Source organism: Rahnella woolbedingensis, from assembly GCF_003602095.1.
In the GTDB taxonomy this organism is placed as follows: Bacteria; Pseudomonadota; Gammaproteobacteria; order Enterobacterales; family Enterobacteriaceae; genus Rahnella; species Rahnella woolbedingensis.
In genome coordinates, this window is sequence record NZ_RAHH01000036.1 from 1 (window position 1) to 25,829 (window position 25,829).

25 protein-coding genes and 1 tRNA gene are annotated in these 25,829 nt (G+C 52.4%); 1 reads left to right on the forward strand and 25 read right to left on the reverse strand.

Going from position 1 to position 25,829, the window contains the following annotated elements; translation table 11 throughout:
• Window position 1: 1 nt before the first annotated feature.
• From D6C13_RS22305 to sdhC, 20 genes are all read right to left on the reverse strand, one after another.
• Window positions 2–77: transfer RNA gene (locus D6C13_RS22305), tRNA-Lys, on the reverse strand.
• 197 nt (window positions 78–274) lie between these two features.
• Window positions 275–1,066 (reverse strand): cell division protein CpoB, encoded by a 792-nt coding sequence (gene cpoB, locus D6C13_RS22310; protein ID WP_120134873.1) that lies wholly within the window; start codon window positions 1,064–1,066, stop codon window positions 275–277.
• A 9-nt stretch (window positions 1,067–1,075) separates the two neighbouring features.
• Complete coding sequence (gene pal, locus D6C13_RS22315) at window positions 1,076–1,585, reverse strand: peptidoglycan-associated lipoprotein Pal (RefSeq protein ID WP_120134874.1); 510 nt, start codon at window positions 1,583–1,585, stop codon at window positions 1,076–1,078.
• Between the two features lie 48 nt (window positions 1,586–1,633).
• Entirely contained in the window at window positions 1,634–2,926 is a 1,293-nt protein-coding gene (gene tolB, locus D6C13_RS22320) for a Tol-Pal system beta propeller repeat protein TolB (RefSeq protein ID WP_120134875.1), read from the reverse strand.
• 129 nt (window positions 2,927–3,055) lie between these two features.
• Complete coding sequence (tolA, locus tag D6C13_RS22325; protein WP_120134876.1) at window positions 3,056–4,291, reverse strand: cell envelope integrity protein TolA; 1,236 nt, start codon at window positions 4,289–4,291, stop codon at window positions 3,056–3,058.
• 113 nt (window positions 4,292–4,404) lie between these two features.
• Entirely contained in the window at window positions 4,405–4,836 is a 432-nt protein-coding gene (gene tolR, locus D6C13_RS22330) for a colicin uptake protein TolR (RefSeq protein ID WP_112168971.1), read from the reverse strand.
• 11 nt (window positions 4,837–4,847) lie between these two features.
• A complete protein-coding gene (gene tolQ / locus D6C13_RS22335; RefSeq protein WP_056771666.1) occupies window positions 4,848–5,537 on the reverse strand; it encodes a Tol-Pal system protein TolQ in 690 nt (229 codons plus the stop codon).
• Window positions 5,534–5,938 (reverse strand): tol-pal system-associated acyl-CoA thioesterase, encoded by a 405-nt coding sequence (ybgC, locus tag D6C13_RS22340; protein WP_095921211.1) that lies wholly within the window; start codon window positions 5,936–5,938, stop codon window positions 5,534–5,536. Before ybgC ends, tolQ begins: the two co-directional genes overlap by 4 nt.
• A 149-nt stretch (window positions 5,939–6,087) precedes the next feature.
• Window positions 6,088–6,381: a cyd operon protein YbgE gene (gene ybgE / locus D6C13_RS22345; protein ID WP_120134877.1), complete on the reverse strand. Its 294-nt coding sequence runs from the start codon at window positions 6,379–6,381 to the stop codon at window positions 6,088–6,090.
• Between the two features lie 2 nt (window positions 6,382–6,383).
• Window positions 6,384–6,497 (reverse strand): cytochrome bd-I oxidase subunit CydX, encoded by a 114-nt coding sequence (cydX, locus tag D6C13_RS22350; RefSeq protein ID WP_013576433.1) that lies wholly within the window; start codon window positions 6,495–6,497, stop codon window positions 6,384–6,386.
• A gap of 10 nt (window positions 6,498–6,507) precedes the next feature.
• On the reverse strand, window positions 6,508–7,647 hold the full coding sequence (gene cydB, locus D6C13_RS22355; RefSeq protein ID WP_120134878.1) for a cytochrome d ubiquinol oxidase subunit II: 1,140 nt from the start codon (window positions 7,645–7,647) through the stop codon (window positions 6,508–6,510).
• A gap of 14 nt (window positions 7,648–7,661) precedes the next feature.
• On the reverse strand, window positions 7,662–9,230 hold the full coding sequence (gene cydA, locus D6C13_RS22360) for a cytochrome ubiquinol oxidase subunit I (protein ID WP_120134879.1): 1,569 nt from the start codon (window positions 9,228–9,230) through the stop codon (window positions 7,662–7,664).
• A gap of 700 nt (window positions 9,231–9,930) precedes the next feature.
• Window positions 9,931–10,803 carry a succinate--CoA ligase subunit alpha gene (gene sucD / locus D6C13_RS22365; RefSeq protein ID WP_120134880.1) on the reverse strand — a complete coding sequence of 291 codons (873 nt, stop codon included), beginning with the start codon at window positions 10,801–10,803 and terminating at the stop codon, window positions 9,931–9,933.
• Complete coding sequence (gene sucC / locus D6C13_RS22370) at window positions 10,803–11,969, reverse strand: ADP-forming succinate--CoA ligase subunit beta (RefSeq protein WP_120134881.1); 1,167 nt, start codon at window positions 11,967–11,969, stop codon at window positions 10,803–10,805. Before sucC ends, sucD begins: the two co-directional genes overlap by 1 nt.
• 92 nt (window positions 11,970–12,061) lie before the next feature.
• On the reverse strand, window positions 12,062–13,282 hold the full coding sequence (gene odhB / locus D6C13_RS22375; protein ID WP_120134882.1) for a 2-oxoglutarate dehydrogenase complex dihydrolipoyllysine-residue succinyltransferase: 1,221 nt from the start codon (window positions 13,280–13,282) through the stop codon (window positions 12,062–12,064).
• A gap of 45 nt (window positions 13,283–13,327) precedes the next feature.
• Complete coding sequence (gene sucA, locus D6C13_RS22380) at window positions 13,328–16,135, reverse strand: 2-oxoglutarate dehydrogenase E1 component (protein ID WP_120134883.1); 2,808 nt, start codon at window positions 16,133–16,135, stop codon at window positions 13,328–13,330.
• Between the two features lie 405 nt (window positions 16,136–16,540).
• Window positions 16,541–17,257, reverse strand: coding sequence for a succinate dehydrogenase iron-sulfur subunit (locus D6C13_RS22385; RefSeq protein ID WP_120134884.1), 717 nt, complete (start codon window positions 17,255–17,257; stop codon window positions 16,541–16,543).
• An 18-nt stretch (window positions 17,258–17,275) separates the two neighbouring features.
• Window positions 17,276–19,042 carry a succinate dehydrogenase flavoprotein subunit gene (gene sdhA, locus D6C13_RS22390; RefSeq protein ID WP_095921203.1) on the reverse strand — a complete coding sequence of 589 codons (1,767 nt, stop codon included), beginning with the start codon at window positions 19,040–19,042 and terminating at the stop codon, window positions 17,276–17,278.
• A gap of 3 nt (window positions 19,043–19,045) precedes the next feature.
• Window positions 19,046–19,393 carry a succinate dehydrogenase membrane anchor subunit gene (gene sdhD, locus D6C13_RS22395; protein ID WP_095921202.1) on the reverse strand — a complete coding sequence of 116 codons (348 nt, stop codon included), beginning with the start codon at window positions 19,391–19,393 and terminating at the stop codon, window positions 19,046–19,048.
• Entirely contained in the window at window positions 19,387–19,776 is a 390-nt protein-coding gene (gene sdhC / locus D6C13_RS22400) for a succinate dehydrogenase cytochrome b556 subunit (RefSeq protein ID WP_120134885.1), read from the reverse strand. The genes sdhD and sdhC overlap by 7 nt, the downstream gene beginning before the upstream one ends.
• Before the next feature lie 872 nt (window positions 19,777–20,648).
• Here sdhC and D6C13_RS22405 point away from each other — a divergent pair.
• Entirely contained in the window at window positions 20,649–21,932 is a 1,284-nt protein-coding gene (locus D6C13_RS22405; RefSeq protein WP_120134886.1) for a citrate synthase, read from the forward strand.
• 62 nt (window positions 21,933–21,994) lie between these two features.
• Here the strand turns inward: D6C13_RS22405 and nei are convergent, their stop codons facing one another.
• The 5 genes from nei to pxpB are packed head-to-tail and all read right to left on the reverse strand — an operon-like array spanning window position 21,995 to window position 25,770.
• The gene (gene nei / locus D6C13_RS22410) at window positions 21,995–22,789 is read right to left on the reverse strand and encodes an endonuclease VIII (RefSeq protein WP_120134887.1); all 795 of its coding nucleotides are present in this window, start codon (window positions 22,787–22,789) and stop codon (window positions 21,995–21,997) included.
• The gene (pcp, locus tag D6C13_RS22415) at window positions 22,789–23,439 is read right to left on the reverse strand and encodes a pyroglutamyl-peptidase I (protein WP_120134888.1); all 651 of its coding nucleotides are present in this window, start codon (window positions 23,437–23,439) and stop codon (window positions 22,789–22,791) included. Before pcp ends, nei begins: the two co-directional genes overlap by 1 nt.
• 15 nt (window positions 23,440–23,454) lie before the next feature.
• Window positions 23,455–24,192 carry a 5-oxoprolinase subunit PxpA gene (gene pxpA, locus D6C13_RS22420; RefSeq protein ID WP_120134889.1) on the reverse strand — a complete coding sequence of 246 codons (738 nt, stop codon included), beginning with the start codon at window positions 24,190–24,192 and terminating at the stop codon, window positions 23,455–23,457.
• Entirely contained in the window at window positions 24,182–25,111 is a 930-nt protein-coding gene (gene pxpC, locus D6C13_RS22425) for a 5-oxoprolinase subunit PxpC (RefSeq protein ID WP_120134890.1), read from the reverse strand. Before pxpC ends, pxpA begins: the two co-directional genes overlap by 11 nt.
• On the reverse strand, window positions 25,105–25,770 hold the full coding sequence (gene pxpB / locus D6C13_RS22430; RefSeq protein ID WP_120134891.1) for a 5-oxoprolinase subunit PxpB: 666 nt from the start codon (window positions 25,768–25,770) through the stop codon (window positions 25,105–25,107). Before pxpB ends, pxpC begins: the two co-directional genes overlap by 7 nt.
• Between the last annotated feature and the right edge of the window lie 59 nt (window positions 25,771–25,829).

Below are 25,829 nucleotides of genomic sequence, written 5' to 3' on the forward strand. Positions count from 1 at the left end.
GTGGTGGGCCGTGCTGGATTCGAACCAGCGACCAATTGATTAAAAGTCAACTGCTCTACCAACTGAGCTAACGGCCCCTCTAAACATACTGCATATTGCCTAAATCTCTGACAGCGTTAGCCGTTTGGAGTTGTCTGGGCAACGGCGGCATATATTACTTATTTAACTTTTCAGTGCAACTTTAATTTTCAGAAAGAGTGCTAACTGATGGCGTTTCACACACTCAAGCCCAGAAAATGCACGATATGTACATTTTCCAGACCTGAATGAGGAACTACTTTGCAGATAAACGTTTTTGAGCTTGTTTTGCCGCATCGGTATTTGGGTACTGTTTTACAACCTGCGCGAAGACGGCTTTGGCTTTATCAGCCTGACCTTTCTCCTGCATGATCACCCCAACCTTGAACATCGCGTCAGAACTTTTTGGAGACTTAGGATAGTTTTTGACCACGACTGCAAAATAATACGCAGCGTCGTCTTTTTTACCCTTGTTGTAATACAACTGTCCTAACCAGTAGTTGGCGTTAGGCTGATAAGTTGAATCAGGATATTTTTTTACGAAACTCTGAAAGGCAACAATCGCCTCATCATACTGTTTCTTTTCCAGCGCCAGTGAAACCGCAGCATTGTAATCGCTGTTCACGTCACCGGTGCTTGCAGGCGCTTGTGCAGCACCCGCGTCCGGCGTTGCGGCAGCAGAACCGGATGCGTCACCGGTGGCTGCTGCAGCGCCCGTACTGGCGGCTCCGGCATTGCCCTGGCTTAAGCTGTCCAGTTGATTAAAAATTTGCTTCTGGCGATCACCAAGCTGACTCAACTGATACTGGTTCTCCTGGATTTGACCACGAAGAGTATCCATATCACGTTGGGTATCAGAAAGTTGTTGCTGGAGTTGAGTTAATAGCTGGCTGTGAGCGTTAGAAATACGCTCCAGAGAGGTGACCCGATCTTCTATCGAGCCTGAGCCGACATTACTGATTGGCGCTTGGGCAGTAGCGGCCCATGGGACCGCTACGCCAACCAGTAACGACAGACTCAACAGGTGAGTTCTGAAGTTACTGCTCATACTATTCTCTTAGTAAACCAGTACTGCACGACGGTTTTTAGCGTATGCCGCTTCGTCATGGCCCAGTACAGCTGGTTTTTCTTTACCGTAAGAAACGATAGAGATTTGATCAGCAGAAACGCCTTTGCCTTGCAGGTACATTTTAACAGCAGTAGCACGACGTTCGCCCAGGGCGATGTTGTACTCTGGAGTACCACGTTCGTCAGCATGACCTTCTACAGTCACTTTGTAAGACGGGTTGCTACGCAGGAATGCTGCGTGCGCGTCTAACATCTGAGCGAATTCAGAAGACACATCGTATTTGTCCAGGCCAAAGTAAACGATGTTGTTTTTCTGCAGTTCTTGCATCTGCAGACGAGCTTGCTCTTCTGAAGACATGTTAGCGTTTTCAGTGCTTGCGCCAGAGTTCAGACCCATACCGGATTGGTCGTTGTCTGCGTTCTTGTGAGAACTACAAGCAGCTACTGCCAGTACAGGCAATGCCAGCATCAGCCCTTTCAGCACTTTATTCAGTTGCATCTATTCGATCCTTTTATAATTTTTTGCCATACATAGTTTTTCTATGCATTACAGATACGGCGACCAGGCAGGGAATTTGACCTGTCCATCAGTTGCCGGAAGACGCGCTTTGAAGCGCCCATCAGTCGATACCAACTGCAATACGGAACCCAGACCCTGTGAAGAGCTGTAAATTACCATGGTGCCGTTTGGTGCGAGGCTAGGCGTTTCATCCAGGAACGTGTCCGTCAATGTTTGAACGGCTCCCGTTGCCAGATCTTGTTTAGCGATGTGCTGTGTACCGCTGGCGCTGCTCACCATCACCAGGAACTTACCATCTGCACTTACGTCAGAGTCCTGATTTTGAGAGCCTTCCCAGGTCAGACGCTGAGGCGCACCGCCATTAATATTGACTTTATAAACCTGCGGACGACCGCCCTGATCCGAAGTGAACGCCAGATTCTGGCTGTCCGGGTACCAGGTTGGTTCGGTGTTGTTGCTACGTCCGTTTGTCACCTGGCTAATCTGACCAGAAGACAGATTCATCACGTACAGGTTCAGACTGCCGTCTTTCGACAGAGCGAAAGCCAGTTTGCTGCCGTCCGGAGAGAATGCCGGCGCACCGTTGTGACGCGGGAATGAAGCAATCTGTTTGATCGCGCCATTGGCCAATGTCTGAACAACCAGTGCTGAACGACCGCTTTCAAATGTGACATATGCCAGTTTGCTGCCATCCGGAGACCAGGCCGGAGACATCAGCGGCTCGGGTGAACGGTGAACCACGAACTGGTTGTAACCGTCATAATCCGCTACGCGCAGTTCATACGGGAATTTACCGCCGTTGGTCTGCACGATATAGGCGATACGGGTACGGAATGCGCCTTTAACACCGGTCAGTTTTTCGAAAACTTCGTCACTGGCGGTATGGGCGGAATAACGTAACCATTGTTTGGTCACTTTGTACTGGTTTTGTGCCAGCACGGTACCTGGTGCGCCAGAGGTATCAACCAGCTGGTAAGACACCACGTAGCTGCCATCGGCGGCAGGCTGAACCTGACCGATAACAACCGCATCAATGCCCAGCGCAGTCCATGCAGCAGGAGTCACTTCTGCGGCAGAGGTCGGCTGTTGTGGCATACGTGATGCATCAATAGGATTGAATTTGCCGCTGTTACGTAAGTCAGCTGCAACAATACCACCCACATCTTCAGGTGGTGTACCCGGGCCAGCCCATTTGAATGGCACAACGCCAATCGGGCGAGCTGTATCTACCCCTTGGGTAATTTCAATGCGAACTTCTGCATGAACTACAGATGCCCACATCATCAAAAGGCCGAACGCTACTCGAAATGCCTGCTTCATTGTATCTCCCTTATCTGGACGTATCTGCCCGCGATAATTTAGCAGAATTTTAACAAACCAACGCATACAAAACTAGAATTACACCCTGCAATCTATCGTAAAATTCAGAAAAGAAATTATTTTCGTCTTTTACTGTGGTCTGAATGTCATTGGTGCATTTTTGAAGACTTCATACACTTCCTGACTTGGTGGCTTAGGAATGCGCGCCTGCTTCGCTGCCGTTATCGCAGCCTGACAAAGTGCCGGATCACCACCTTCAGGGGTTACACTAATCAGCATACCGTCGGGTGCCAACTTGATACGAAGGTCGCATTTGCGCCCCGCATACAAACCACTGTCATAGAATTTACTCTGGATAGCCGCTGTGACCTGACCAAGGTATCCATTAATCTCAGCCCCCGACGCTCCACTTTTCTTACTAGTCCCCTTCCCTGCCGGAGCAGAAGCGCCCCCCCCCGTTGCCCCTTTCGGTGCATTTTTGGAGTCAGCAAGGCCATCAAATAAATTATTGGCATCCGCGGCTTCTTTCGCAGCGGCGGCAGCGGCGGCTTTTTTATCAGCCGCGGCTTTCTTCGATGCTGCGGCAGCTTCCGCTTTTTCCTCAGCGGCAGCAGCAGCTTTCGCATCGGATGCGGCTTTTGCATCGGCATCAGCCTGTGCTTTTGCATCGGCTGCGGCCTGCGCTTTCGCTTCGGCAGCAGCTTGTTTTTTAGCTTCTGCTGCCGCTTCTTTCTTCGCGTCAGCTTCTGCTTGTTTCTTCGCCGCGGCAGCAGCGGCGGTGGCTTCAGCCTCTGCTTTTTTCTGAGCATCAGCAGTGGCTTTTTTCTGCGCGTCAGCTTGCGCTTTAGCCGCTTCTTTGGCGGCATCCGCTTTGGCTTGTGCAGCCGCTTTTGCTGCTTCGGACTTCGCCTGTGCAGCAGCAGCTTCAGCCTGCTTCTGTTGTTCCTTCGCCTGTTCCGCGGCTTGCTCAGCTTGTTTTTGCTGCTGAGCCTGATCCTGAGCCTGCTGCTTCGCATCTTCCTGCGCTTGCAGACGCTCTTTCTCGAGTTCTTTCAGGCGCTGTTGTTCTGCGGCCTGTTTCTGCTGAAGCTCTTCAGCCTGTTGTTCTGATTTTTTCTGACGCGCTGCGGCAGCACGTTGGGAATCAGCCTGTTGCTGCTGCTGACGATTGTATTGATCGACCACAGCACTGGGATCAACCATTACGGCAGAGATATCACTGCCGCCACCGCCACCACTCATGCTGGTATCTTCGTCCAGCGATCCCAAAATCAGCAGGCCTATAATGATGATATGCAGAACGACCGAAACAATAACGGCGCGTTTGAGCTTATCGTTTTGTTCAGTTGCAGTTGCCTTTACCAAAATAGATTTCCCAAGACAGGATTACTAAAAACCCGGTTTCCTGTACTGCCTGTCATACTTTTAACAAGCCAGAGAATGCCGGGTTTCAAATAAGTGTTACAAATTACCTATCCTCAGATAGGTTGTGTCATCAATCCGACAGACTTCACGCCAGCCTGATGCAGCATATTCAGCGCCTTGATGATTTCATCATAAGGCACATCTTTAGCGCCGCCGATCAGGAATACCGTCTTCGGATTGGCCTGAATACGGCTGGTCGCTTCCGCGATAACCTGCTGTTCAGGCAATTGCTCCATACGCTGATGATCCACCACAATGGTGTACTGACCCACGCCGGAGACTTCGACAATCACTGGCGGGTTATCATCGCTGGATACCGCTTTAGAATCTGTCGCGTCTGGCAGATCGACTTCCACGCTCTGGGTAATGATGGGGGCTGTTGCCATAAAAATCAGTAACAGAACCAGCAATACGTCCAGCAGCGGAACAATGTTGATCTCCGACTTACCTTCGCGACGGTTACGACGACCTCGTGAACGAGCCATACTCTCCCCCTTTAGTTACTGCTGGTTTCGCGAGAGAAAGCCTGACGGTGCAGGATGGCCGTAAATTCTTCCATGAAGTTATCGTAGTTTTGCTCAAGCTTGTTCACACGCTGGTTCAGGCGGTTATACGCCATAACCGCAGGGATAGCAGCAAACAAACCAATCGCGGTGGCGATCAGTGCTTCTGCGATACCTGGCGCAACCATTTGCAGGGTGGCTTGTTTGACAGAACCTAAACCGATAAAGGCGTGCATGATCCCCCAGACCGTACCGAACAGGCCGATATACGGGCTGATGGAACCGACTGTGCCAAGGAATGGAATGTGCATTTCAAGGGATTCGAGTTCACGGTTAAAGGAAATACGCATCGCACGTGAAGAACCTTCAATCACAGACTCTGGCGCATGACTGTTAGCACGATGAAGACGCGCAAACTCTTTAAAACCGGAATGGAAGATTTGCTCTGCCCCGCTCAGGGTTTCGCGACGGCCCTGGCTTTCCTGATACAAACGGGAAAGCTCAATACCGGACCAGAATTTATCTTCAAACGCTTCTGCCTCACGGGTGGCGGCATTCAGCACTTTCGTGCGTTGAATGATAATCGCCCAGGACGCGACAGAGAAGCACACCAGGATAAGCATAATCAGCTTAACCAGGATGCTGGCCTTTAAAAATAAATCAAGCATGTTCATGTCAGTCACTGCTTAAACTCCGCGACAATAGACTTAGGAAGCGCACGTGGCTTCATTTGGTGTGGGTCAATGCATGCAATTAACACTTCTGCAGAACTCAGAAGGTTTCCATGCGAATCAAGAATTCGTTGTGCAAAAGTAAGAGAAGCTCCGCGAATGGACGTAATCTCACTCTGAACATCCAGCAGGTCATCTAGGCGAGCTGGTGCAAAGTATTCGACCGTCATGCGGCGGACAGCAAAAGCGACATGTTCTCCCAGCAGTTGTTGCTGGTGAAAATTGCGTTGGCGCAACATCTCTGTGCGAGCCCTTTCAAAAAAGGCGACGTATCGGGCATGGTAGACCACACCTCCCGCGTCTGTGTCTTCGTAATAGACACGAACCGGCCATCGGAACAACGAATTACTCACTCTACATCCCGTAATGCAATTTGACGGCACTACTATACTCAAGTGAGTTGGGGTTGGGAATGGGTTGCATTGCTGGAACGAAAATAATTATGGGCCTGAGCGGCCCATGGGAAGAATAGTGTAAATTTGTCTTTTATTTCAGCAAAGAATCAGCTGAAAAAGTAAAAAAGTCCTGCGGCCAGCGCAATCATGGCAAGTATCGGAGAGAAGAACGCCTTCCATACCGATTTATATGGACGAAAGCCCAGACCGTGAACCACACCGGCGCAGACTGCCCATATCAGGATGATCCCGTGCCAGACTTCCAACTGACTGGTTGACGAGGCAAACATGCCCGGCTTCCAGAAGACGCAGCCGGCAAGCACCAGTGACATCACAAGCGAAAGGGCCCGCAAGGGGCCCTTGTCTGTGATGGCGTAGAGTTTATCCACGATCACACTCATTATTACTTCTCTTCTTTAGCCGCTTTATTGGCTTCGCTGTGTTCAAACGCCAGCGCGGTAATAATACCGAATGAGCAAGCCAGTAAGGTGCCGAGGATCCAGGCAAAATACCACATGGTGTTCTCCTTAATACAACGAATGCTTGTTGTTCTCGATGTAGTGCTTATCAAGGCGACCGAACATCTTGTAATACGCCCATGAGGTGTAAATCAGGATGATCGGTACAAAGATACAGGCAACAACGGTCATCACTCTGAGCGTCAGCAAGGTGGATGTCGCATCCCACATAGTTAGGCTGGCGTTCGGCTCAGTGATTGACGGCATCACGAACGGGAACATAGTGATACCCGCAGTCAGGATCACACAGGCGATAGTCAGTGAGTTACTGATGAATGCCAGCGCCGCTTTGTTCAGGCGAGAGAACAAAATGGTCAGCAGTGGCAGAATCACACCCAGTGCAGGAATTGCCCACAGGCCAGGGGTCTTGTTGAAGTTGGCCAGCCATGCACCTGCTTCATGAGACACCGTTTTGCGCAGCGGGTTAGACGGGCCAGCATGGTCCATCACAGACGTCACGGTGAAACCATCAATCCCTTTCACTAACCAGATACCTGCCAGCAGGAAGCACACCATCATCACCAGCGCAGAAATCTGCGACGCAGTGCGGGTACGCAGGTGCAGTTCACCCACAGTACGCATTTGCAGATAGGTAGCACCTTGCGTGATAAGCATGGTCAGGCTGACCAGACCGGCCAGAATGCCATACGGATTCAGCAGGCCCAGCAGATTACCGGTATAGAACAGACGCAGATCGTTGTCGATATGGAACGGAACACCCAGCAGCAGGTTACCGAACGCCACACCGAACACCAGTGCAGGCACGAAGCTACCGATAAAGATGCCCCAGTCCCACATGCCACGCCAGCGCGGGCTCTCGAGTTTTGAACGATAGTCAAAGCCCAGCGGACGGAAGAACAAGGCGCACAGCACCAGCACCATCGCCGCATAGAAGCCGGAGAATGCCGCTGCGTACACCATCGGCCATGCAGCGAATAATGCACCACCGGCCGTGATCAGCCAGACCTGGTTACCGTCCCAGTGCGGGGCGATGGCGTTGATCATCACGCGGCGATCAGTATCGGTTTTACCGATAATGCGCACCAGGATCCCTACGCCCATATCAAATCCATCGGTGACTGCGAAGCCGATAAACAGCACGCCAATCAGCACCCACCAGATGAACCGTAAAGTTTCATAATCAAACATAAGTGGACTCCCTATTACCGAGCTTGCTCAAGTGGCGCTGAAGTTTGTTCATAATGATAACGGCCAGTTTTCAGGCTGCTTGGGCCCAGGCGCGCATATTTGAACATCAGGAACATTTCAGCGATCAGGAACAGGGTGTACAGGCCACAGATAAGGATCATCGAGGAGAGTACATCACCCACCGTCAGGGAAGAGTGTGCAACCGCAGTCGGTAACACCTCACCAATCGCCCAGGGCTGACGGCCATATTCGGCCACGAACCAGCCCGCTTCGACAGCAATCCACGGCAGCGGAAGACCGATGAATATCGCGCGGTGTAACCAGCGTTTCTGACCAATCTTGCCGCGCAATACGGTGTAGAAGGCAAGCGCAATCAGCACGAACATCAGGATGCCGCAGGCAACCATGATGCGGAATGCGAAGTAAAGTGGCAGAACGCGCGGGATAGAATCTTTCGTCGCTTTCTGAATCTGTGCGTCAGTCGCGCCCGCCGGGTTGTCGGTATAGCGTTTAAGCAACATACCGTAGCCCAGATCCTGCTTAGCATTTTCGAAATCGCTGCGCACTTTCGGGTCAGTGTTGCCCGAACGCAGTTCTTCCAGCAGGGTGTACGCTTTCATACCATTGCGGATACGCACTTCGTGTTGCGCCATCAGGTCTTTCAGACCAGTGACCGGCGTATCAACAGAACGCGTCGCAATCAGACCGAGCAGGTATGGGATCTGAATAGAATATTCGTTTTCCATTTTGTCCTGATTCGGCATACCAAACAGCGTGAAGCTGGCCGGTGCAGGTTGGGTGTCCCACTCTGCTTCGATAGCCGCCAGTTTGGTTTTCTGCACGTCACCCATTTCGTAACCGGATTCATCACCCAGTACGATAACGGAAAGTACGGCAGCCAGACCAAAGCTTGCAGCAATCGCAAATGAGCGTTTCGCGAAACCGACGTCACGACCTTTAAGCAGGTAGTAAGAGCTGATAGCCAGAATGAACATCGCGCCAGTCACATAACCGGACGCTACGGTGTGAACGAATTTAACCTGCGCAACCGGGTTCAGGACCAGCTCAGAGAAGCTGACCATTTCCATACGCATGGTTTCGTAATTGAAGGTGGAAGCAATCGGGTTTTGCATCCAGCCGTTCGCCACCAGGATCCACAAGGCAGACAAGTTTGAGCCAAGAGCCACAAACCAGGTCACTGTCATGTGTTGAACTTTAGAAAGACGATCCCAACCGAAGAAGAACAGGCCGACTAAAGTGGATTCCAGGAAGAACGCCATCAAACCTTCGATTGCCAGAGGCGCACCGAAGATATCACCGACGTAATGTGAGAAATATGACCAGTTAGTACCGAACTGGAATTCCATGGTTAAACCGGTTGCAACGCCCAGTGCAAAGTTAATTGCAAAGAGTTTGCCCCAGAATTTGGTCATATCTTTATAGATTTGTTTGCCAGAAAGCACATAAACCGTTTCCATAATTGCCAGTAAAAACGCCATACCCAGCGTTAATGGGACAAATAGGAAATGGTACATGGCTGTTAAAGCAAACTGTAAACGCGACAGTTCAACGATATCAAACATCTTGACCCCTTGCTCCTCGGAGGAAGACCCCAAATTGCGATCTTTGACGAACCGGTTGCCGGAACGCCTCATGACTACCAGTATTCAAATGTGTGTAGAACAGAAATGCCAGCGGCAGGCATTCTGAACCCGGAATGCGCAAGGACAGTAAGCCTCTAACAGGCTGATGAACGGGCGAAATCGCGGGGAAAGTAAACATACATAAATCTGATGTTACAGGCCCAATATGTTACGCCAGTAATCCCACACATTAAATAGGTTTTTTAGTGACCCAAAGCGGATTCCCGTGTACAGGTCAATTTAAGAACAAAACAGTAAAAAACCCTGTAATTGATCTGCCGCAATTTAAGCCTATCTCCTTGTTTATTTCTATATTATCCGCATCAATTTCAAAAAAATATTTCAAAATGTTAACTATTAGTTTCATTGAGCTTTAACGGTGGTTTTAATGTTAATTAATTGTACTTTTATAGTTGCTGCAAATATCTATTTAGCTACCTATTGAGCCCTAATTATTAACCTTTTATTTCCAATGGACGTATCGTGCTGTGTTAATAAATATAGCTCAATTCGGCGAATGTTAAATATTTCACCTAAAATAAAAAAAGGCCACCCGAAGGCGGCCAACATGTCGAATCTGTTTCTTATATAAATCGACTTAAATCGCACCGGAATTTTGTTCCGGCGCGACCGGTAATGCTTATTGTGGCAGAAGAGATTTCACGGCTTCGCCGATGTCTGCCAGGCTGCGTACGGTTTTAACGCCGGCCGCTTCCAGTGCTGCAAATTTCTCGTCTGCGGTGCCTTTACCACCGGCAATGATGGCGCCTGCGTGGCCCATACGTTTGCCTTTAGGCGCAGTCACACCCGCGATGTAGCCCACAACCGGTTTGGTCACGTGTGCTTTGATGTACGCGGCAGCCTCTTCTTCTGCGTTACCACCGATTTCACCGATCATAACGATCACTTCAGTCTGTGGGTCTTCCTGGAACAGTTTCAGGATATCGATGAAGTTAGAGCCCGGGATCGGGTCACCGCCGATACCGACGCAGGTAGACTGGCCGTAACCGTAATCAGTGGTCTGTTTAACGGCTTCATAGGTCAGAGTACCGGAGCGGGAAACGATGCCCACTTTGCCTGGTAAGTGAATATGGCCAGGCATGATGCCGATTTTGCATTCGCCAGGAGTGATAACACCTGGGCAGTTTGGCCCGATCATCACTGCATCGCTTTGATCCAGTTTCACTTTAATCACCAGCATATCCAGCGTCGGGATACCTTCAGTGATACAGATGATCAGTTTGATGCCTGCATCCAGCGCTTCCAGAATGGAATCTTTACAGAACGGGGCCGGAACATAAATCACAGACGCGGTGGCGCCGGTGGTTTCTACCGCTTCACGCACGGTGTTGAACACTGGCAGACCCAGATGCTCGGTGCCGCCTTTGCCTGGCGTTACGCCGCCAACCATTTTTGTGCCGTAAGCGATGGCTTGTTCGGAGTGGAAAGTCCCCTGGCTACCGGTGAAACCCTGGCAGATAACTTTGGTGTTCTTGTTGATTAAAATCGACATTATTTCCCCTCCACTGCCGCGACAACTTGTTGAGCCGCATTCGTCAGGCTGGTCGCTGCAATGATGTTCAAACCGCTGTCTGCCAGTTTTTTGGCACCCAGCTCGGCATTGTTACCTTCAAGACGTACCACAACCGGTACGCTGACGCCCACTTCTTCCACCGCACCGATGATACCGTCGGCGATCAGGTCGCAACGTACGATACCGCCGAATATGTTAACGAAGACGGCTTTCACTTTTTCATCGGACAGGATGATTTTGAAGGCTTCGGTCACGCGTTCTTTGGTTGCACCACCGCCAACATCCAGGAAGTTAGCCGGATCGCCGCCGTGCAGTTTCACGATATCCATGGTACCCATTGCCAGACCGGCACCGTTCACCATGCAACCGATGTTGCCGTCGAGCGCAACGTAGTTCAGTTCCCACTGCGCTGCCTGAGATTCACGGGCATCTTCCTGGCTGTAATCGCGCATTTCACGCAATTCTGGCTGACGGAACAAGGCGTTACCGTCCGCACCCAGTTTGCCGTCGAGGCAGATCAGGTCACCAGCGGTCGTTACGACCAGCGGGTTAATTTCGATAAGCGCCAGGTCGCGCTCTAAGAAGATGTTCGCCAGACCCATGAAGATCTTGGTGAACTGCTGAACCTGCTTACCGGTAAGACCCAGTTTGAAGGCCAGTTCGCGACCCTGATAAGGCTGCGGACCTGCCAGCGGATCCAGTGCAACTTTATGGATCAGATGAGGCGTTTCTTCAGCCACTTTCTCAATTTCCACGCCGCCTTCAGTAGACGCCATGAACACTACGCGACGGGAGCTGCGATCGACTACCGCACCGAGGTACAGTTCCTGATCGATATCCGTTGCTGCTTCAACCAGGATCTGGTTAACCGGCTGACCGCTGGCGTCTGTCTGGTAAGTGACCAGACGTTTACCCAGCCAGTGCTCAGCAAAAGCGCGAATTTCTTCTTTGCTTTTAACCACTTTCACGCCGCCCGCTTTACCGCGGCCACCGGCATGAACCTGACATTTCACCACCCACGGACCGGCACCGATTTTCGATGCTGCCTCTTCCGCTTCACGCGGGGTGGAACAGGCGAAGCCTGATGGTGCTGGCAGGCCGTAGCGCAGGAACAGCTGTTTCGCCTGATACTCGTGTAAATTCATGATGTTCTATCCATTCTTAGTAGGAAGGCTTATCAGGGCACAGCGAACCGTGCCGCAGATTTTTCGATCTCTAATCTTTCGCTGTGCCGGGACTAAACGTCCAGCAGCAGGCGAGCCGGATCTTCCAGCATTTCTTTAATGGTCACCAGGAAGCCGACCGATTCACGGCCGTCCACCAGACGGTGATCGTAGGACAATGCCAGATACATCATTGGCAAAATCACTACCTGACCATTAACCGCCATAGGACGATCTTTAATGGCATGCATGCCCAGGATCGCACTCTGTGGTGGGTTGATGATTGGCGTGGACATCAGGGAGCCGAAGACGCCGCCGTTGGTCACGGTAAAGTTACCGCCGGTCAGTTCTTCCACTTTCAGTTTGCCGTCACGGCCTTTAATCGCCAGCTCTTTGATTTGCTTCTCGATATCAGCCATGCCCAGGGTATCTACGTCACGCAGAACCGGTGTTACCAGGCCACGTGGAGTCGATACAGCAATGCTGACGTCGAAGTAGTTGTGGTAAACCACATCTTCGCCATCAATAGACGCGTTCACTTCCGGATAACGTTTCAGCGCTTCAACAACGGCTTTCAGATAGAAAGACATGAAGCCCAGACGCACACCGTGACGTTTTTCGAAACCATCACCGTACTGCTTACGCAAGTCCATGATTGGCTTCATGTTGATTTCGTTGAAGGTCGTCAGCATCGCAGTGCTGTTCTTCGCTTCAAGCAGACGCTCAGCAACACGCTTACGCAGACGGGTCATAGGCACACGTTTTTCGCTACGTGAACCCAGAGCCGGAGCGGCGCTGGTGGCTGCCGGAGCTGCGGCTGCTGGTTTAGCATCTTTGGCTTTCGCCAGGTGCTGTTCGATGTCTTCACGGGTCAGACGACCGCCGACACCGCTGCCTTTAATGGCGCTGGCATCCAGAGAATGTTCAGCAATCAGACGACGGATAGCCGGGCTGAGTGCGTCATTGTTCTCTTCTTCCAGTGCTGCCGTGTGGCGTGCCGCAGGAGTCGCTTCTTTATCGGAGCTTTTCTCAGTGCTTGGCTTGCCAGTGCTGTTCCCCGGACGAATGCGCGCCAGGATCTGGCGGGAAATCACGGTGGCGCCTTCGTCTTCGATAATGCTGTCCAGAATACCGGCTTCACTTGCCGGGACTTCCAGAACCACTTTATCGGTTTCAATTTCTACCAGTACATCGTCACGCTCAACACTGTCGCCCGGCTTTTTGTGCCAGGTGGCAACCGTCGCATCCGCCACGGATTCAGGAAGGTCAGGGACCAGAATATCTACGCTACTCATTATAAATCCTTCTTATGTTCCATAGTGTTAACTCACACCAACGCGTTATTTAACGTTAAGCGCATCGTTAACCAGATCTTGCTGTTGCTTCTGGTGAACGGACATATAGCCGACTGCCGGAGAGGCAGAAGCAGGACGTCCGGCGTAACGTAAAGAAGCCCCGAAAGGAATCACTTCACGGAAATTGTGCTGGCTGCAATACCACGCGCCCTGGTTCAGCGGCTCTTCCTGACACCAGACGAAATCATGGACGTGTGAGAATTTCTCAAGCACTTCCTGAATCGCTTTGTGCGGGAATGGATACAGCTGCTCGATGCGGACAATCGCCACATCGGTTTGCTCGTTTTTGCGACGTTGTTCCAGCAGGTCGTAGTAAACCTTACCGGAGCACATCACCACGCGCTTAACCTGTTTTGAATCAAGTTCGTCAACTTCACCAATCGCTGGCAGGAAGCTGCCGTCGGCCAGTTCTTCCAGCGTAGAAACCGCCAGAGGATGACGCAACAGTGACTTCGGTGACATCACGATCAGCGGACGGCGCATACCGCGCAGTGCCTGACGACGGATCATGTGGTACACCTGCGCCGGGGTAGACGGGATACACACCTGCATGTTTTGCTCAGCACAAAGTTGCAGATAGCGTTCCAGACGCGCGGAGGAGTGCTCCGGCCCCTGCCCTTCGTAGCCGTGCGGCAGCAGCATCACCAGACCACACATGCGGCCCCATTTCTGTTCGCCGGAACTGATGAACTGGTCGATAACCACCTGCGCACCATTGGCGAAGTCACCGAACTGCGCTTCCCAGATGGTCAGGGTGCGGGGTTCAGCCGTGGCATAACCGTATTCAAACGCCAGTACCGCTTCTTCGGAAAGCACAGAATCCCAGACGTTGAACTCACCCTGGCTGTTATGGATATTAGCCAGCGGCACATACACGGAACCGTTTTTCTGATTGTGGACAACAGCATGACGGTGGAAGAAGGTGCCGCGACCGGTATCTTCACCGGAAAGACGAATCGGAATACCTTCGTCCACCAGCGTAGCGTACGCCAGATTTTCTGCGCCGCCCCAGTCGAATTTCTTATTACCTTCGGCCATCTCGTTACGGTCGCCATAAATCTTGGCAACGCGCGACTGCATTTCAATCGCATCCGGCACATGGCTGACGCGACGCGCCAGTTCCTGCAGACGTTTATGCTCAACCTTATTCGGATAAGGCTCGTCCCACTCATGATTCAGATACGGTGACCAGGTGAAAGTGTGCATGTCATTCTGACGCCACTCTTCCACTACGCACTCACCGGCATCCAGCGCATCACGGTACAGATTGACCATTTCCGTCGCATCTTCGAGGCTGGCAACATTCTGCTCAGTCAGGACGTCAGCGTAGATTTTGCGTGGCGTCGGGTGTTTCTTGATCTTGGTGTACATCAGCGGCTGGGTTGCGCTAGGTTCGTCGGCCTCGTTATGGCCGTGGCGACGGTAGCAAACCAGGTCGATCATGACGTCACGCTTAAAGGTATTGCGGAAATCCAGTGCCAGGCGGGTGACGAAAGCGACCGCTTCCGGATCATCAGCATTGACGTGGAAAATCGGGGCCTGCACCATTTTCGCGATATCGGTACAGTAATCGGTGGAACGCGCATCTTTTGGATTCGAGGTGGTGAAGCCCACCTGGTTATTGATGACGATACGCACAGTACCGCCCACTTCATAACCGCGTGCCAGCGACATGTTCAGGGTTTCCTGAACCACACCCTGACCGGTAATTGCCGCGTCACCGTGAATGGTGATAGGCAGAACCATGTTGCTGCGCGCTTCGTCCAGACGATCACGACGGGCACGAACAGAACCGATAACCACCGGGCTGACGATTTCCAGGTGCGACGGGTTAAACGCCAGCGCCAGGTGAACCATGCCGCCTTCGGTTTCCACATCAGACGAATAGCCCATGTGGTATTTCACGTCACCGGTACCCAGGTGTTCTTTATGCTTGCCGGAGAATTCGTCGAACAGGTCCTGAGGTTTTTTCCCCAGCACGTTGATCAGCACGTTCAGACGACCACGGTGCGCCATACCCAGCACCACTTCGCGAGTTCCGTTTTTGCCGGCATGACGGATCATGTCTTTAAGCATAGGAACCAGCGCGTCGCCACCTTCGAGAGAGAAGCGTTTTGCACCCGGGAATTTCGCCCCCAGATAACGCTCCAGACCTTCAGCTGCGGTCAGTTCTTTCAGGAAGGTTTTCTTCTCATCATTGGTGAAATTCGCACGACCTGCGACAGATTCGATACGCTGTTGGATCCAGCGTTTCTCTTCTGTGTTGGTGATGTGCATATATTCCGCACCAATGGATCCGCAATAGGTTTGCTTCAGGGCTTTATACAGCTCGCCGAGCTGCATGGTTTCCTTGCCAATGGCAAATGAACCGACGTTGAAGGTCTCCTGGAAATCAGCTTCAGTCAGATGATGGAACGCAGGATCCAGGTCAGGAACGTCGTCGAGTTTCCAAAGACCAAGGGGATCAAGGTTCGCGTTCTGATGGCCACGGAAGCGGAAGGCGTTAATTAACTGCAGCACCTTGACTTGCTTGGCATCCGTTTGCGGATCGCTGATGGAGGAGTTATAACGTGACGTGTCTTTCGCCAGGCGGCGGAAGTAGTCCCGTGTTTGAGAATGGAGTTGCTCTGGTTTCACACCCACTGTTGGTAGCTGTTTAAAAATCGAACGCCAGCTATCGTCAACGGAACCAGGATCGGTTAAGTAGTCTTCATAGAGTTGTTCTATGTAAGACTGGTTTGCACCCGCCAGATAGGAGGAATCCAGCCAGGCCTTCATTGCGCCGTTCTGCATCGTGATCCCTTAAGCTTTGAAGCTTTAGTTTTCGCCGTGGTTAATAATATTGACCGTGATACACCGCGGTAAAACGGTTTTCCTTACTAAAACAGTTCGCTGGTTGAGCGTTTGGCTCTTCAAGGAACCTTCAAAAATCATCCATCTGGCTGAGTGATTTTTGAAGTTGCCCTGCTTTTTCTTCCCTTCTTTTTACTGCCCCTTCATCTCCCTGATTTTGACCCGGCTATCTTACTCCAGTCAGGCGCAACTTTGTTGCACTTGTTGCTACTTTGTTATTAAAAAATTACTTATTTGCTATCCTCGCCTCAGTTACCGCATTTGTAACTAAAGAAAGTGCATAACAGTGGGTAACTAAATAACAGCGGGAACCTGAGTTCCCGCTGAATGCGTTACCTAAACCACTCAGGCACCACGCTGTAGAAGCATGGATTTGATATGGCCGATCGCCTTGGTCGGGTTCAGCCCCTTCGGACACACACTTACACAGTTCATGATGCTGTGGCAGCGGAATACGCTGAAAGCATCGTTCAGGTCGTCAAGGCGCGATTGTGTTTCAGTATCGCGGCTGTCGATCAGGAAGCGGTAAGCGGCCAGAAGACCTGCCGGACCGACAAATTTGTCCGGATTCCACCAGAACGAAGGACAGGACGTCGAGCAGCAGGCGCAGAGAATACATTCATATAATCCGTCCAGCTTTTCACGCTCATCCGGCATCTGTAAATGTTCACGCGCCGGAGGATTCTTCCCATCATTCAACAGGTAAGGCTTAATCTTCTCATACTGCTTATAGAATTGCCCCATGTCCACAACAAGGTCGCGAACAACTGGCAACCCCGGCAACGGACGGATAACAATTTTCTTGCTACCGTTACGCAGCGTCGATACCGGCGTGATACACGCCAGACCGTTTTTACCGTTCATGTTGACGCCGTCAGACCCGCAAACGCCTTCACGGCATGAGCGGCGGAAAGCCAGCGTCGGATCCTGTTCTTTCAGCAAAATCAGCGCGTCGAGCAACATCATGTCGCGTCCGTCTTTGGCTTCCAGCACGTAATCTTTCATGTACGGAACGTCATCAACGTCCGGGTTATAGCGATAAATCGAAAATTCAATTTTCATAGTTGTCTCCGCTTAGCCCTAGTAAGTACGCGCTTTCGGCGGGAACGCCGCGCGAAGCTTAGGCTGCATGTTCACCTCACGGCGGGTCATGCTTTCCGTTTCCGGCTGATACAGCGTATGGCACAACCAGTTCGCATCATCACGTTCAGGGAAGTCGAAGCGGCTGTGCGCGCCACGGCTTTCTGTACGGTAGTTTGCGGAGACGGCAGTAGAGAACGCAGTTTCCATCAGGTTATCCAGCTCCAGACACTCGACGCGCTGGGTGTTGAATTCTGAAGAAGTATCATCCAGACGCGCTGATTTCAGACGCTCGCGGATCACTTTCAGTTCTTCCAGACCTTTCGCCATCGCATCACCTTCGCGGAAGACCGAGAAGTTGTTCTGCATGCACGATTGCAGGTCTTTACGGATTGCCACCGGATCTTCACCAGAACGGGTGTTGTTCCAGCGGTTCAGACGTTCCAGAGACACATCGATATCATCCTGAGATGCATCGCGGCTTTCGCCCTGCTCGGTAATAGATTCCTGCAGATGCATGCCCGCTGCGCGACCAAACACCACCAGATCCAGCAGTGAGTTACCGCCCAGACGGTTCGCGCCGTGAACCGACACGCAGGCAATTTCGCCGACTGCGAACAGCCCGGGGATCACTTCATCCTGACCCTGTGCGTTTACACGCAGCGCCTGACCGGTCACTTTGGTCGGGATCCCGCCCATCATGTAGTGGCAGGTAGGGATAACAGGGATTGGCTCTTTCACCGGATCGACGTGTGCAAAGGTACGCGACAGTTCGAGGATACCCGGCAGGCGGGATTCCAGAACGTCTTTACCCAGATGATCAAGTTTGAGTTTAGCGTGCGGGCCCCACGGACCTTCACAGCCACGGCCTTCACGGATTTCGATCATGATGGAACGCGCCACCACATCACGACCCGCCAGGTCTTTCGCATTCGGCGCATAACGTTCCATGAAACGTTCGCCATCTTTATTAAGCAGATAACCGCCTTCACCACGACAGCCTTCTGTCACCAGAACCCCGGCACCGGCAATACCGGTCGGGTGGAACTGCCACATTTCCATGTCCTGTACCGGCACGCCTGCACGCAGCGCCATGCCGACACCGTCACCGGTATTAATGTGGGCGTTGGTAGTGGACTGATAAATCCGGCCCGCACCGCCGGTTGCCAGCACGGTCGCTTTGGCTTTGAAGTACACCACTTCACCGGTTTCGATACAGATAGCAGTACAGCCGACGATGGCGCCGTCCTGGTTTTTCACTAAATCCAGTGAATACCATTCGGAGAAAATCGTGGTGCCATTTTTCAGGTTCTGCTGATACAGCGTGTGCAGTAAGGCGTGACCGGTACGGTCAGCGGCTGCCGCAGTACGTGCCGCCTGCTCGCCGCCGAAGTTCTTCGACTGGCCGCCAAACGGACGCTGATAAATACGGCCGTCTTCAAGACGGGAGAAAGGCAGCCCCATGTGTTCCAGTTCCAGAATCGCTTCCGGGCCGGTCTTACACATATATTCAATGGCGTCCTGGTCACCGATATAGTCGGAACCTTTTACGGTGTCGTACATATGCCATTCCCAGTCATCCTCATGGGTGTTACCCAGCGCGACGGTAATACCGCCCTGCGCTGACACCGTATGGGAGCGGGTCGGGAAGACTTTAGAAATCAGGGCGCAAGACAGCCCCATTTGTGAAATTTGTAACGCGGCACGCATACCGGCGCCACCTGCGCCGATAACGACAGCATCAAACTCTCTGACTGGCAGATTCATTTACTACGCTCCCCAAACAACAATTGTTCCATAAAGTAGGTAAACCACCAGCGTCACGACAATGGCCAGTTGCAGCACAAGCCGGACAGCGACCGGTTTCACATAGTCCGTTAACACCTGCCACATGCCGATCCACGCGTGGATCAGAATCGACAGCAGCGCCAGCAGTGTGAATACTTTGGTGATGGAGGAAGAGAAGAAGCCATGCCAGACATCAAATGTCAGTTCCTGAGCCAGAACCACGAAGCCCAGAATATAGAGGATGTACAGGGTGAGGATAATTGCGGAAGCACGCAGTAACAGCCAGTCGTGCACACCATTGCGCCCTAACGCAGAAACGTTGCTTACCATACGAGGACTCCAGCCAGAATTGACAGCACGACGGTAAGACCGATTGCCACCTGGGCAGAACGGGTACCGGCAGCCAAACTCTCTTCGATAAAGCCAAAATCCATCAGCAAATGGCGAATGCCACCGCAAACGTGATAGGCCAGCGCAGTGAGTATTCCCCAAAAGATGAATTTGACGAAGAAGCTATTCATGATGGCGGCAGCATGTGCAAACCCTTCAGGAGAAGAGAGAGACAGGCCTAGTAGCCAGAGGAGGATACCGACGGCGACGAAGGTAATTACGCCAGAGACTCGGTGTAAGATGGACGCTATCGCAGTAACAGGAAACCGGATCGTTTGCAGATCCAGATTGACAGGTCTTTGTTTTTTCACGGTTTTGCCCACACAGCTCTTATTATTTTACTTCCTCCGGGCCCGGAGCAGTGTCAGACAGCATCTATCCTGCATTCTTTGCGCCGCTGGTGCGTTGGCTGCACTCATTCACCCTAATCACTGACGTGTGTCAGCTCATAGGGACTCACTCGCTTGCCGCCTTCCCGCAACGCAAATTACTTGGATATATCAGAGCTAAAGCTCAACTTTTCCCGCGCTCAAACAACGACATCCGATGTGCTCAAACGGCGCGATAGTCAATTTTCAAAGCCCTAAATGAGGGGCGAAGAAAATGATGCTGGGTGCTCCTACTTCGGATTGTCCGGAGACCTTGTAGGAGTATAGGTTGATCACATTCTTATTACAATTGCCCTACAAATGCTTTATTCACATTTCTTTGAAACAGTGAATTAGCTCTCACTTTTCATAAAAGGCACAAAATAAATTATCTGGTTTGACAATTGATCAACATTTCTATTACAAATGAGTTATTCCTACAGGACTGTGATACTGAGCACATACCGGCTTTCGCCTGACGCACCAAAATGGTGAAAGTTTCTGAAGAATCAGTGGATCACACAATCGCAACGACGGGTCTTCCCTGATGGCTCAAGTTATGCAAAAGTGGTGATTGTGTAAATCCTCATGCTTCTCACAGGTACTGAGTGACAGAACAGTAATGATTTACCGAATCTTTAACAACGATGAAACGCCGCTTGTTTGTCACAGAGCAGTCTGAGACTGCAATTCGACTCAGCTCTCCGTTCCCTTTTTTATTCGATCGAAGAGCTAAGGCTGACAATAATAATGACCTTACAAGGCGTCGCTTCCAGGCATTTCTGTTGTTAGGGATTTTTAAAAATAAGGCGCTAAGGAGACTGTAAATGGCTGATAAGAAAGCGACACTTACCCTACAAGGTCACGACCCGATCGAACTAGACGTGCTATCCGGCACACTGGGACAGGATGAAATTGATATCCGCCCGTTAGGCGCGAAAGGTTTTTTCACCTATGACCCCGGTTTTACGTCTACCGCATCTTGCGAATCTAAAATCACCTTTATCGACGGTGACGAAGGGATCCTGTTACATCGCGGCTTCCCGATTGATCAACTGGCGCAAGAATCCACTTTCCTGGAAGTGAGCTATCTGCTGCTCAACGGCGAAACCCCGACGCCAGAACAGTACGAAGAATTCAAAACCAATGTGACCCGTCACACGATGGTTCACGAGCAAATCACCCGCCTGTTCCACGGTTTCCGTCGTGACTCTCACCCGATGGCTGTGCTGTGCGGCGTGACCGGCGCGCTGGCCGCGTTTTATCACGACTCGATTGACGTCGAAAATGAACGTCACCGTGAAATCGCTGCTTACCGCCTGCTGTCCAAAATGCCGACCGTGGCAGCCATGTGTTACAAATACTCTATCGGCCAGCCGTTTGTGTATCCGCGCAACGACCTTTCGTATGCCGGTAACTTCCTGCACATGATGTTCTCCACGCCGTGCGAAGAATACAAAGTGAACCCGATTCTGGAACGCGCGATGGATCGTATTCTGATCCTGCACGCTGACCACGAGCAAAATGCCTCGACTTCTACCGTGCGTACCGCCGGTTCTTCTGGCGCTAACCCGTTCGCCTGTATCGCTGCGGGTATCGCTTCCCTGTGGGGACCGGCTCACGGCGGCGCCAACGAAGCTGCGCTGAAAATGCTGGAAGAGATCAGCAGCGTTGATCACATTCCTGAGTTCGTCAGGCGTGCGAAAGACAAAAATGATTCATTCCGCCTGATGGGCTTCGGTCACCGTGTTTACAAAAACTATGACCCGCGCGCCACCGTGATGCGTGAAACCTGTCATGAAGTGCTCAAAGAGCTGGATCTGAAAGACAACCTGCTGGAAGTGGCGATGGAACTTGAGCACATTGCGCTCAACGACCCGTACTTCATCGAGAAGAAACTGTACCCGAACGTCGATTTCTACTCCGGCATCATCCTGAAAGCGATGGGTATTCCGTCTTCCATGTTTACCGTTATCTTCGCGATGGCGCGTACTGTTGGCTGGATTGCTCACTGGAGCGAAATGCATCAGGAAGGCATCAAAATCGCCCGTCCTCGTCAGTTATACACCGGCTATGACAAACGTGATTTCCACTCTCAGCTTAAAAAATAATCTTTATTGATCAGACTGACAAAAAGGCTCCCGCGGGAGCCTTTTTCATTTCTGCGCTTCGGCTAAACCTGACAAACCGGACACCAGAAAAACGGTCGCGATGACACGCTGGTTTTCACGATCGGATCACCGCAGCGCTCGCAGGGTTGCCCTGTCCGGCCAAACACCTTAAAACGGAACAGTGCGCCGTGATGCACATTCTCATCCAGGGTCCCACGCGTCGCGTAAGACAGCCGGGCAACCGACAAACAGGCATCCGCCAGTGCATTGAGCTCCGTTTCGTTCAGCCCTTTGGGTTTATTATCCGGCAGCAGTTTCGCCAGCCAGAGAATTTCCGCGCGCAGATAGTTTCCCAGTCCCGCCAGAAATGCCTGATCCAGCAACATTCCGCCTAACTGACGTTTGCAGAATTTTGGCGAAAGTAACCGCTCACGTACCTGCGCGACCGTCAGCCGATCATCCAGAACATCCGGCCCGATACGTTGCAAAAACGGATGATTTTCTATTTCTGCCGTATCGTAAATACTGATTTCGGACGCGCTGTACAGCAGGATTGCGGCTTCTGTGGTTTCCAGTTTTACCCGCAGGGACCGTTTGGTTTCCTTCGCCACTTCACCGGCGTTGACCACCCGCCAGACTCCGTACAGCTGGTTGTGGCTGTAGAGCGTCAGACCATTGGAAAAGTGCGTCAGCAGCGCTTTGCCGCGCGTTTCAATGGAAGTGATTTTGGTGCCACGCAGTGCGGACTGATAAGGCTTGAGGGATCCAAACGCAAACCAGACATCCGTGAGTGGCTTATTAACGACCGCCGCCGCCAGTAAATCGGCGGCGCGGCGGATTTCAGGACCTTCAGGCATCAGTGAGTCGCACCCCCGGCAATTTTCAAATCCTGTTCGGTGTGCAGCGCAATCGCGATAGTCAGCTCAAGGGCGTTCAGGACAGTGTGTACTGACATACTTGGCGCGCCGGGATGTTTTGCCGCCTGCTCTGGCAGATACGGAATATGGATAAAACCGCCCTTCACCACTTTGCATGAAGGTTGCGCCAGCCGGTGCATCAGACCATACATCACGTGATTGCAGACATAGGTTCCGGCGGTTTGCGATACGCACGCAGGAATGCCGGATTCGCGTAATCCGCTGACAATCGTTTTGATCGGCAGTGAGGAAAAATAGGCCGCAGGTCCCCCGGCCACAATGGTTTCGTCCACCGGCTGATTGCCTTCGTTATCAGGAATTCGCGCATCATCGACATTGATCGCCACACGTTCGAGGCTGAAATCCACGCGTCCGCCCGCCTGTCCGACGCAAATCACCATTTCGGGCAGGATCTCGTCAATTGCCGCATTCAGCGTATCAATGGCTTTGCCAAACACGCACGGCAACTGGCGCACCACAATCTGCGCGCCGGACAATTCCAGGTCGCCCAGCTGTTTCACCACTTCCCATGACGGATTCACGCGTTCGCCGCCAAAAGGCTCAAAACCGGTTACCAGAACTTTACGCATCGATATTCCCTAAGATCAGCCCGCGCTGATCTGAATTTGTTGCTCACCAAACGCTTCCCGCAACCGGCGGGCGAAAGTTAGTGCGTGCTCACCGTCGCCGTGAAGGCAGACAGTATCCGCGCTGACCGCCACCCAGACGCCTTCGCGGCTGAGAACTTTACCCTGCTGGACCATCGCCAGCGTCTGGTCCAGCGCCAGCTCGTCGCTTTCAATCATCGCATCCGGCTGACTGCGCGGGACCAGCGTGCCGTCACTTTGATACCGCCGGTCAGCAAACACTTCCTGACGCGTTTGCAGCCCGAGCCGCTCACCCGCACGGATTAATTCACTGCCCGCCAGACCGACCAGACGCAGCGCCGGGTCGATAGTATGTACCGCACGGGCAATCGCATCAGCCAGAATAGCGTCAGTCGCCGCCTGGTTGTAAAGCATACCGTGTGGCTTCACGTGAACCATTTTCCCGCCTTCCGCACGGGTGATGGCGGCCAGCGCACCGAGCTGATACACCACCTGTGCGAACACCGTTTCAGGAGGCAGCCGCATCGCGGTGCGGCCAAAGTTTTCACGGTCGGGGAAGCCCGGATGCGCGCCAATCGCCACGCCGTATTTCAGCGCCCAGCGCACGGACTGGCGCATGGTTTGTGCGTCACCGGCATGAAATCCGCAGGCAATATTGGCGGAACTGACCAGTTGCAACAGCGCCTCATCGTTGGCGCAGCCTTCGCCTAAATCCGCATTGAGATCAACGATCATGCAGCCCCCTTTTGACCTGTTCTATAAACAGCGTCTGTTCGCGCAGCGCTTTCTGCGCCTCTGCCGGTGTGCATTGAATAAAATGCACCGGTTCACCCAGACGGATTTGCGCCAGATTATATAAATCCGCTTCAATTACACAGGCGATACGCGGATAGCCGCCAGTGGTTTGCGCATCGGCCATCAGCACAATCGGCTGCCCGCCGTGCGGCACCTGCACCACGCCCGGCAACAGGCCGTGCGATAACATTTCGCGGTCAGTTTCTCGCTTGAGTACATGCCCGTGCAGGCGATAGCCCATACGGTTACTTTGCGGACTGAGCTGCCACGAGGCACGCCAGAACTCTTCTCGCGACTGCGCGCTGAACTCCTGATATTCCGGCCCCGGCAAGGCACGAAGGCGGTTGCCGAACAGCAGTTGTTTAATGCCACCGGAATGTTTCGGCTGCTGGTATGAGTCACCAATAGGCAACTGATCGCCATCCTGCAACTGACGCCCCTGAAAACCGCCGAATTGGGCTTTCAAATCCGTACTGCGCGACCCCATGACTTGTGGCACATCAATCCCGCCGGAAATCGCCAGATAGCTGCGCATACCGCGCGTGGGCATTTTCATCGTCAGAATCTGCCCCGGTTTCACCGGATAGTTCCAGCCGGTCCAGATGTCTTTGTCATCAAGCTGCGCATGACAGCCCGCGCCGGTCAGCGCAATCCATCCTTCGCGATGGAACTGTGCGCTAAACTGGCCGAGTGTAATTTCCAGACCGGCGGCATTCTCATCATTGCCGACCAGCAGATTAGCAATCCGCAACGCCGGTGCATCCAGCGCACCGGACTGGCTGACGCCCTGCTGGCGGTAACCGTTACGCCCTGAATCCTGAACGGTGGTAAACATCCCTGCGCGTAAAACCTTCAGCATATGCCCTCCTTTTGTGGCACGAAGCGCACGCTGTCACCCGGCAGAAGTAATGTCGGTACTTCACGCAGCGGATCAAACATCGCCAGAGGCGTTTGCCCGATAAGCTGCCAGCCACCCGGCGTGGCCAGCGGATAAATGCCGGTCTGACTGCCGCCGATACCGACCGAGCCTGCGGGTACCGAAAGACGCGGTTCTCCGTGACGCGGTGTAGTCAGTTTCTCTGACATGCCGCCCAGATAAGGGAAACCTGGCTGGAAACCGAGAAAATAGACGGTGTAATCGATACCCGAATGGCATTCGACCACCTGACGCGGCGTCATACCGGTATGCTGCGCCACATGCTCTAAATCCGGCCCTTGCGCGCCGCCGTAAATCACCGGAATTTCAATCAGCCGGGAAGCAGGCTCAATCGCTTCGCTCTCTTCCCACCAGGTTTGCAGACGTTCAATCGCGTCCAGCGCCGAACTTTGCGCGTCGGTGAGTAACACTGTCAGATTATTCATACCGGGTATGACTTCGCGGACACCGGGATACATTGCCCGGTCCTGTAAACGCTGAGCCAGTCCCCAGATACGTTGCTGGCTCGCCAGCGAAACCGGGGGTTCCAGTTCCAGCACTACCGCGCGTTCACCCAGCAGGTAACATCGTGCTCGTTGCACTCAGGCACTCCTCAAAGAAGGGTTGTGGATCATCAGGTTATTCACTAAATCATTCGTGT

Bases quoted from the DNA above. Each gene is read 5' to 3' on its own strand.
- sdhA (WP_095921203.1), bottom strand. From the start codon at position 19,042: ATGAATCTGCCAGTCAGAGAGTTTGATGCTGTCGTTATCGGCGCAGGT.
- cydX (WP_013576433.1), bottom strand. From the start codon at position 6,497: ATGTGGTATTTTGCCTGGATCCTCGGCACCTTACTGGCTTGCTCATTC.
- D6C13_RS22385 (WP_120134884.1), bottom strand. From the start codon at position 17,257: ATGAAAATTGAATTTTCGATTTATCGCTATAACCCGGACGTTGATGAC.
- odhB (WP_120134882.1), bottom strand. From the start codon at position 13,282: ATGAGTAGCGTAGATATTCTGGTCCCTGACCTTCCTGAATCCGTGGCG.
- sucC (WP_120134881.1), bottom strand. From the start codon at position 11,969: ATGAATTTACACGAGTATCAGGCGAAACAGCTGTTCCTGCGCTACGGC.
- sucA (WP_120134883.1), bottom strand. From the start codon at position 16,135: ATGCAGAACGGCGCAATGAAGGCCTGGCTGGATTCCTCCTATCTGGCG.
- D6C13_RS22405 (WP_120134886.1), top strand. From the start codon at position 20,649: ATGGCTGATAAGAAAGCGACACTTACCCTACAAGGTCACGACCCGATC.
- tolR (WP_112168971.1), bottom strand. From the start codon at position 4,836: ATGGCTCGTTCACGAGGTCGTCGTAACCGTCGCGAAGGTAAGTCGGAG.
- pal (WP_120134874.1), bottom strand. From the start codon at position 1,585: ATGCAACTGAATAAAGTGCTGAAAGGGCTGATGCTGGCATTGCCTGTA.
- cydB (WP_120134878.1), bottom strand. From the start codon at position 7,647: ATGTTTGATTATGAAACTTTACGGTTCATCTGGTGGGTGCTGATTGGC.
- pxpA (WP_120134889.1), bottom strand. From the start codon at position 24,192: ATGATCGTTGATCTCAATGCGGATTTAGGCGAAGGCTGCGCCAACGAT.
- tolB (WP_120134875.1), bottom strand. From the start codon at position 2,926: ATGAAGCAGGCATTTCGAGTAGCGTTCGGCCTTTTGATGATGTGGGCA.
- cydA (WP_120134879.1), bottom strand. From the start codon at position 9,230: ATGTTTGATATCGTTGAACTGTCGCGTTTACAGTTTGCTTTAACAGCC.
- sucD (WP_120134880.1), bottom strand. From the start codon at position 10,803: ATGTCGATTTTAATCAACAAGAACACCAAAGTTATCTGCCAGGGTTTC.
- pcp (WP_120134888.1), bottom strand. From the start codon at position 23,439: ATGCGTAAAGTTCTGGTAACCGGTTTTGAGCCTTTTGGCGGCGAACGC.
- pxpC (WP_120134890.1), bottom strand. From the start codon at position 25,111: ATGCTGAAGGTTTTACGCGCAGGGATGTTTACCACCGTTCAGGATTCA.
- sdhD (WP_095921202.1), bottom strand. From the start codon at position 19,393: ATGGTAAGCAACGTTTCTGCGTTAGGGCGCAATGGTGTGCACGACTGG.
- cpoB (WP_120134873.1), bottom strand. From the start codon at position 1,066: ATGAGCAGTAACTTCAGAACTCACCTGTTGAGTCTGTCGTTACTGGTT.
- nei (WP_120134887.1), bottom strand. From the start codon at position 22,789: ATGCCTGAAGGTCCTGAAATCCGCCGCGCCGCCGATTTACTGGCGGCG.
- ybgE (WP_120134877.1), bottom strand. From the start codon at position 6,381: ATGAGTGTGATCGTGGATAAACTCTACGCCATCACAGACAAGGGCCCC.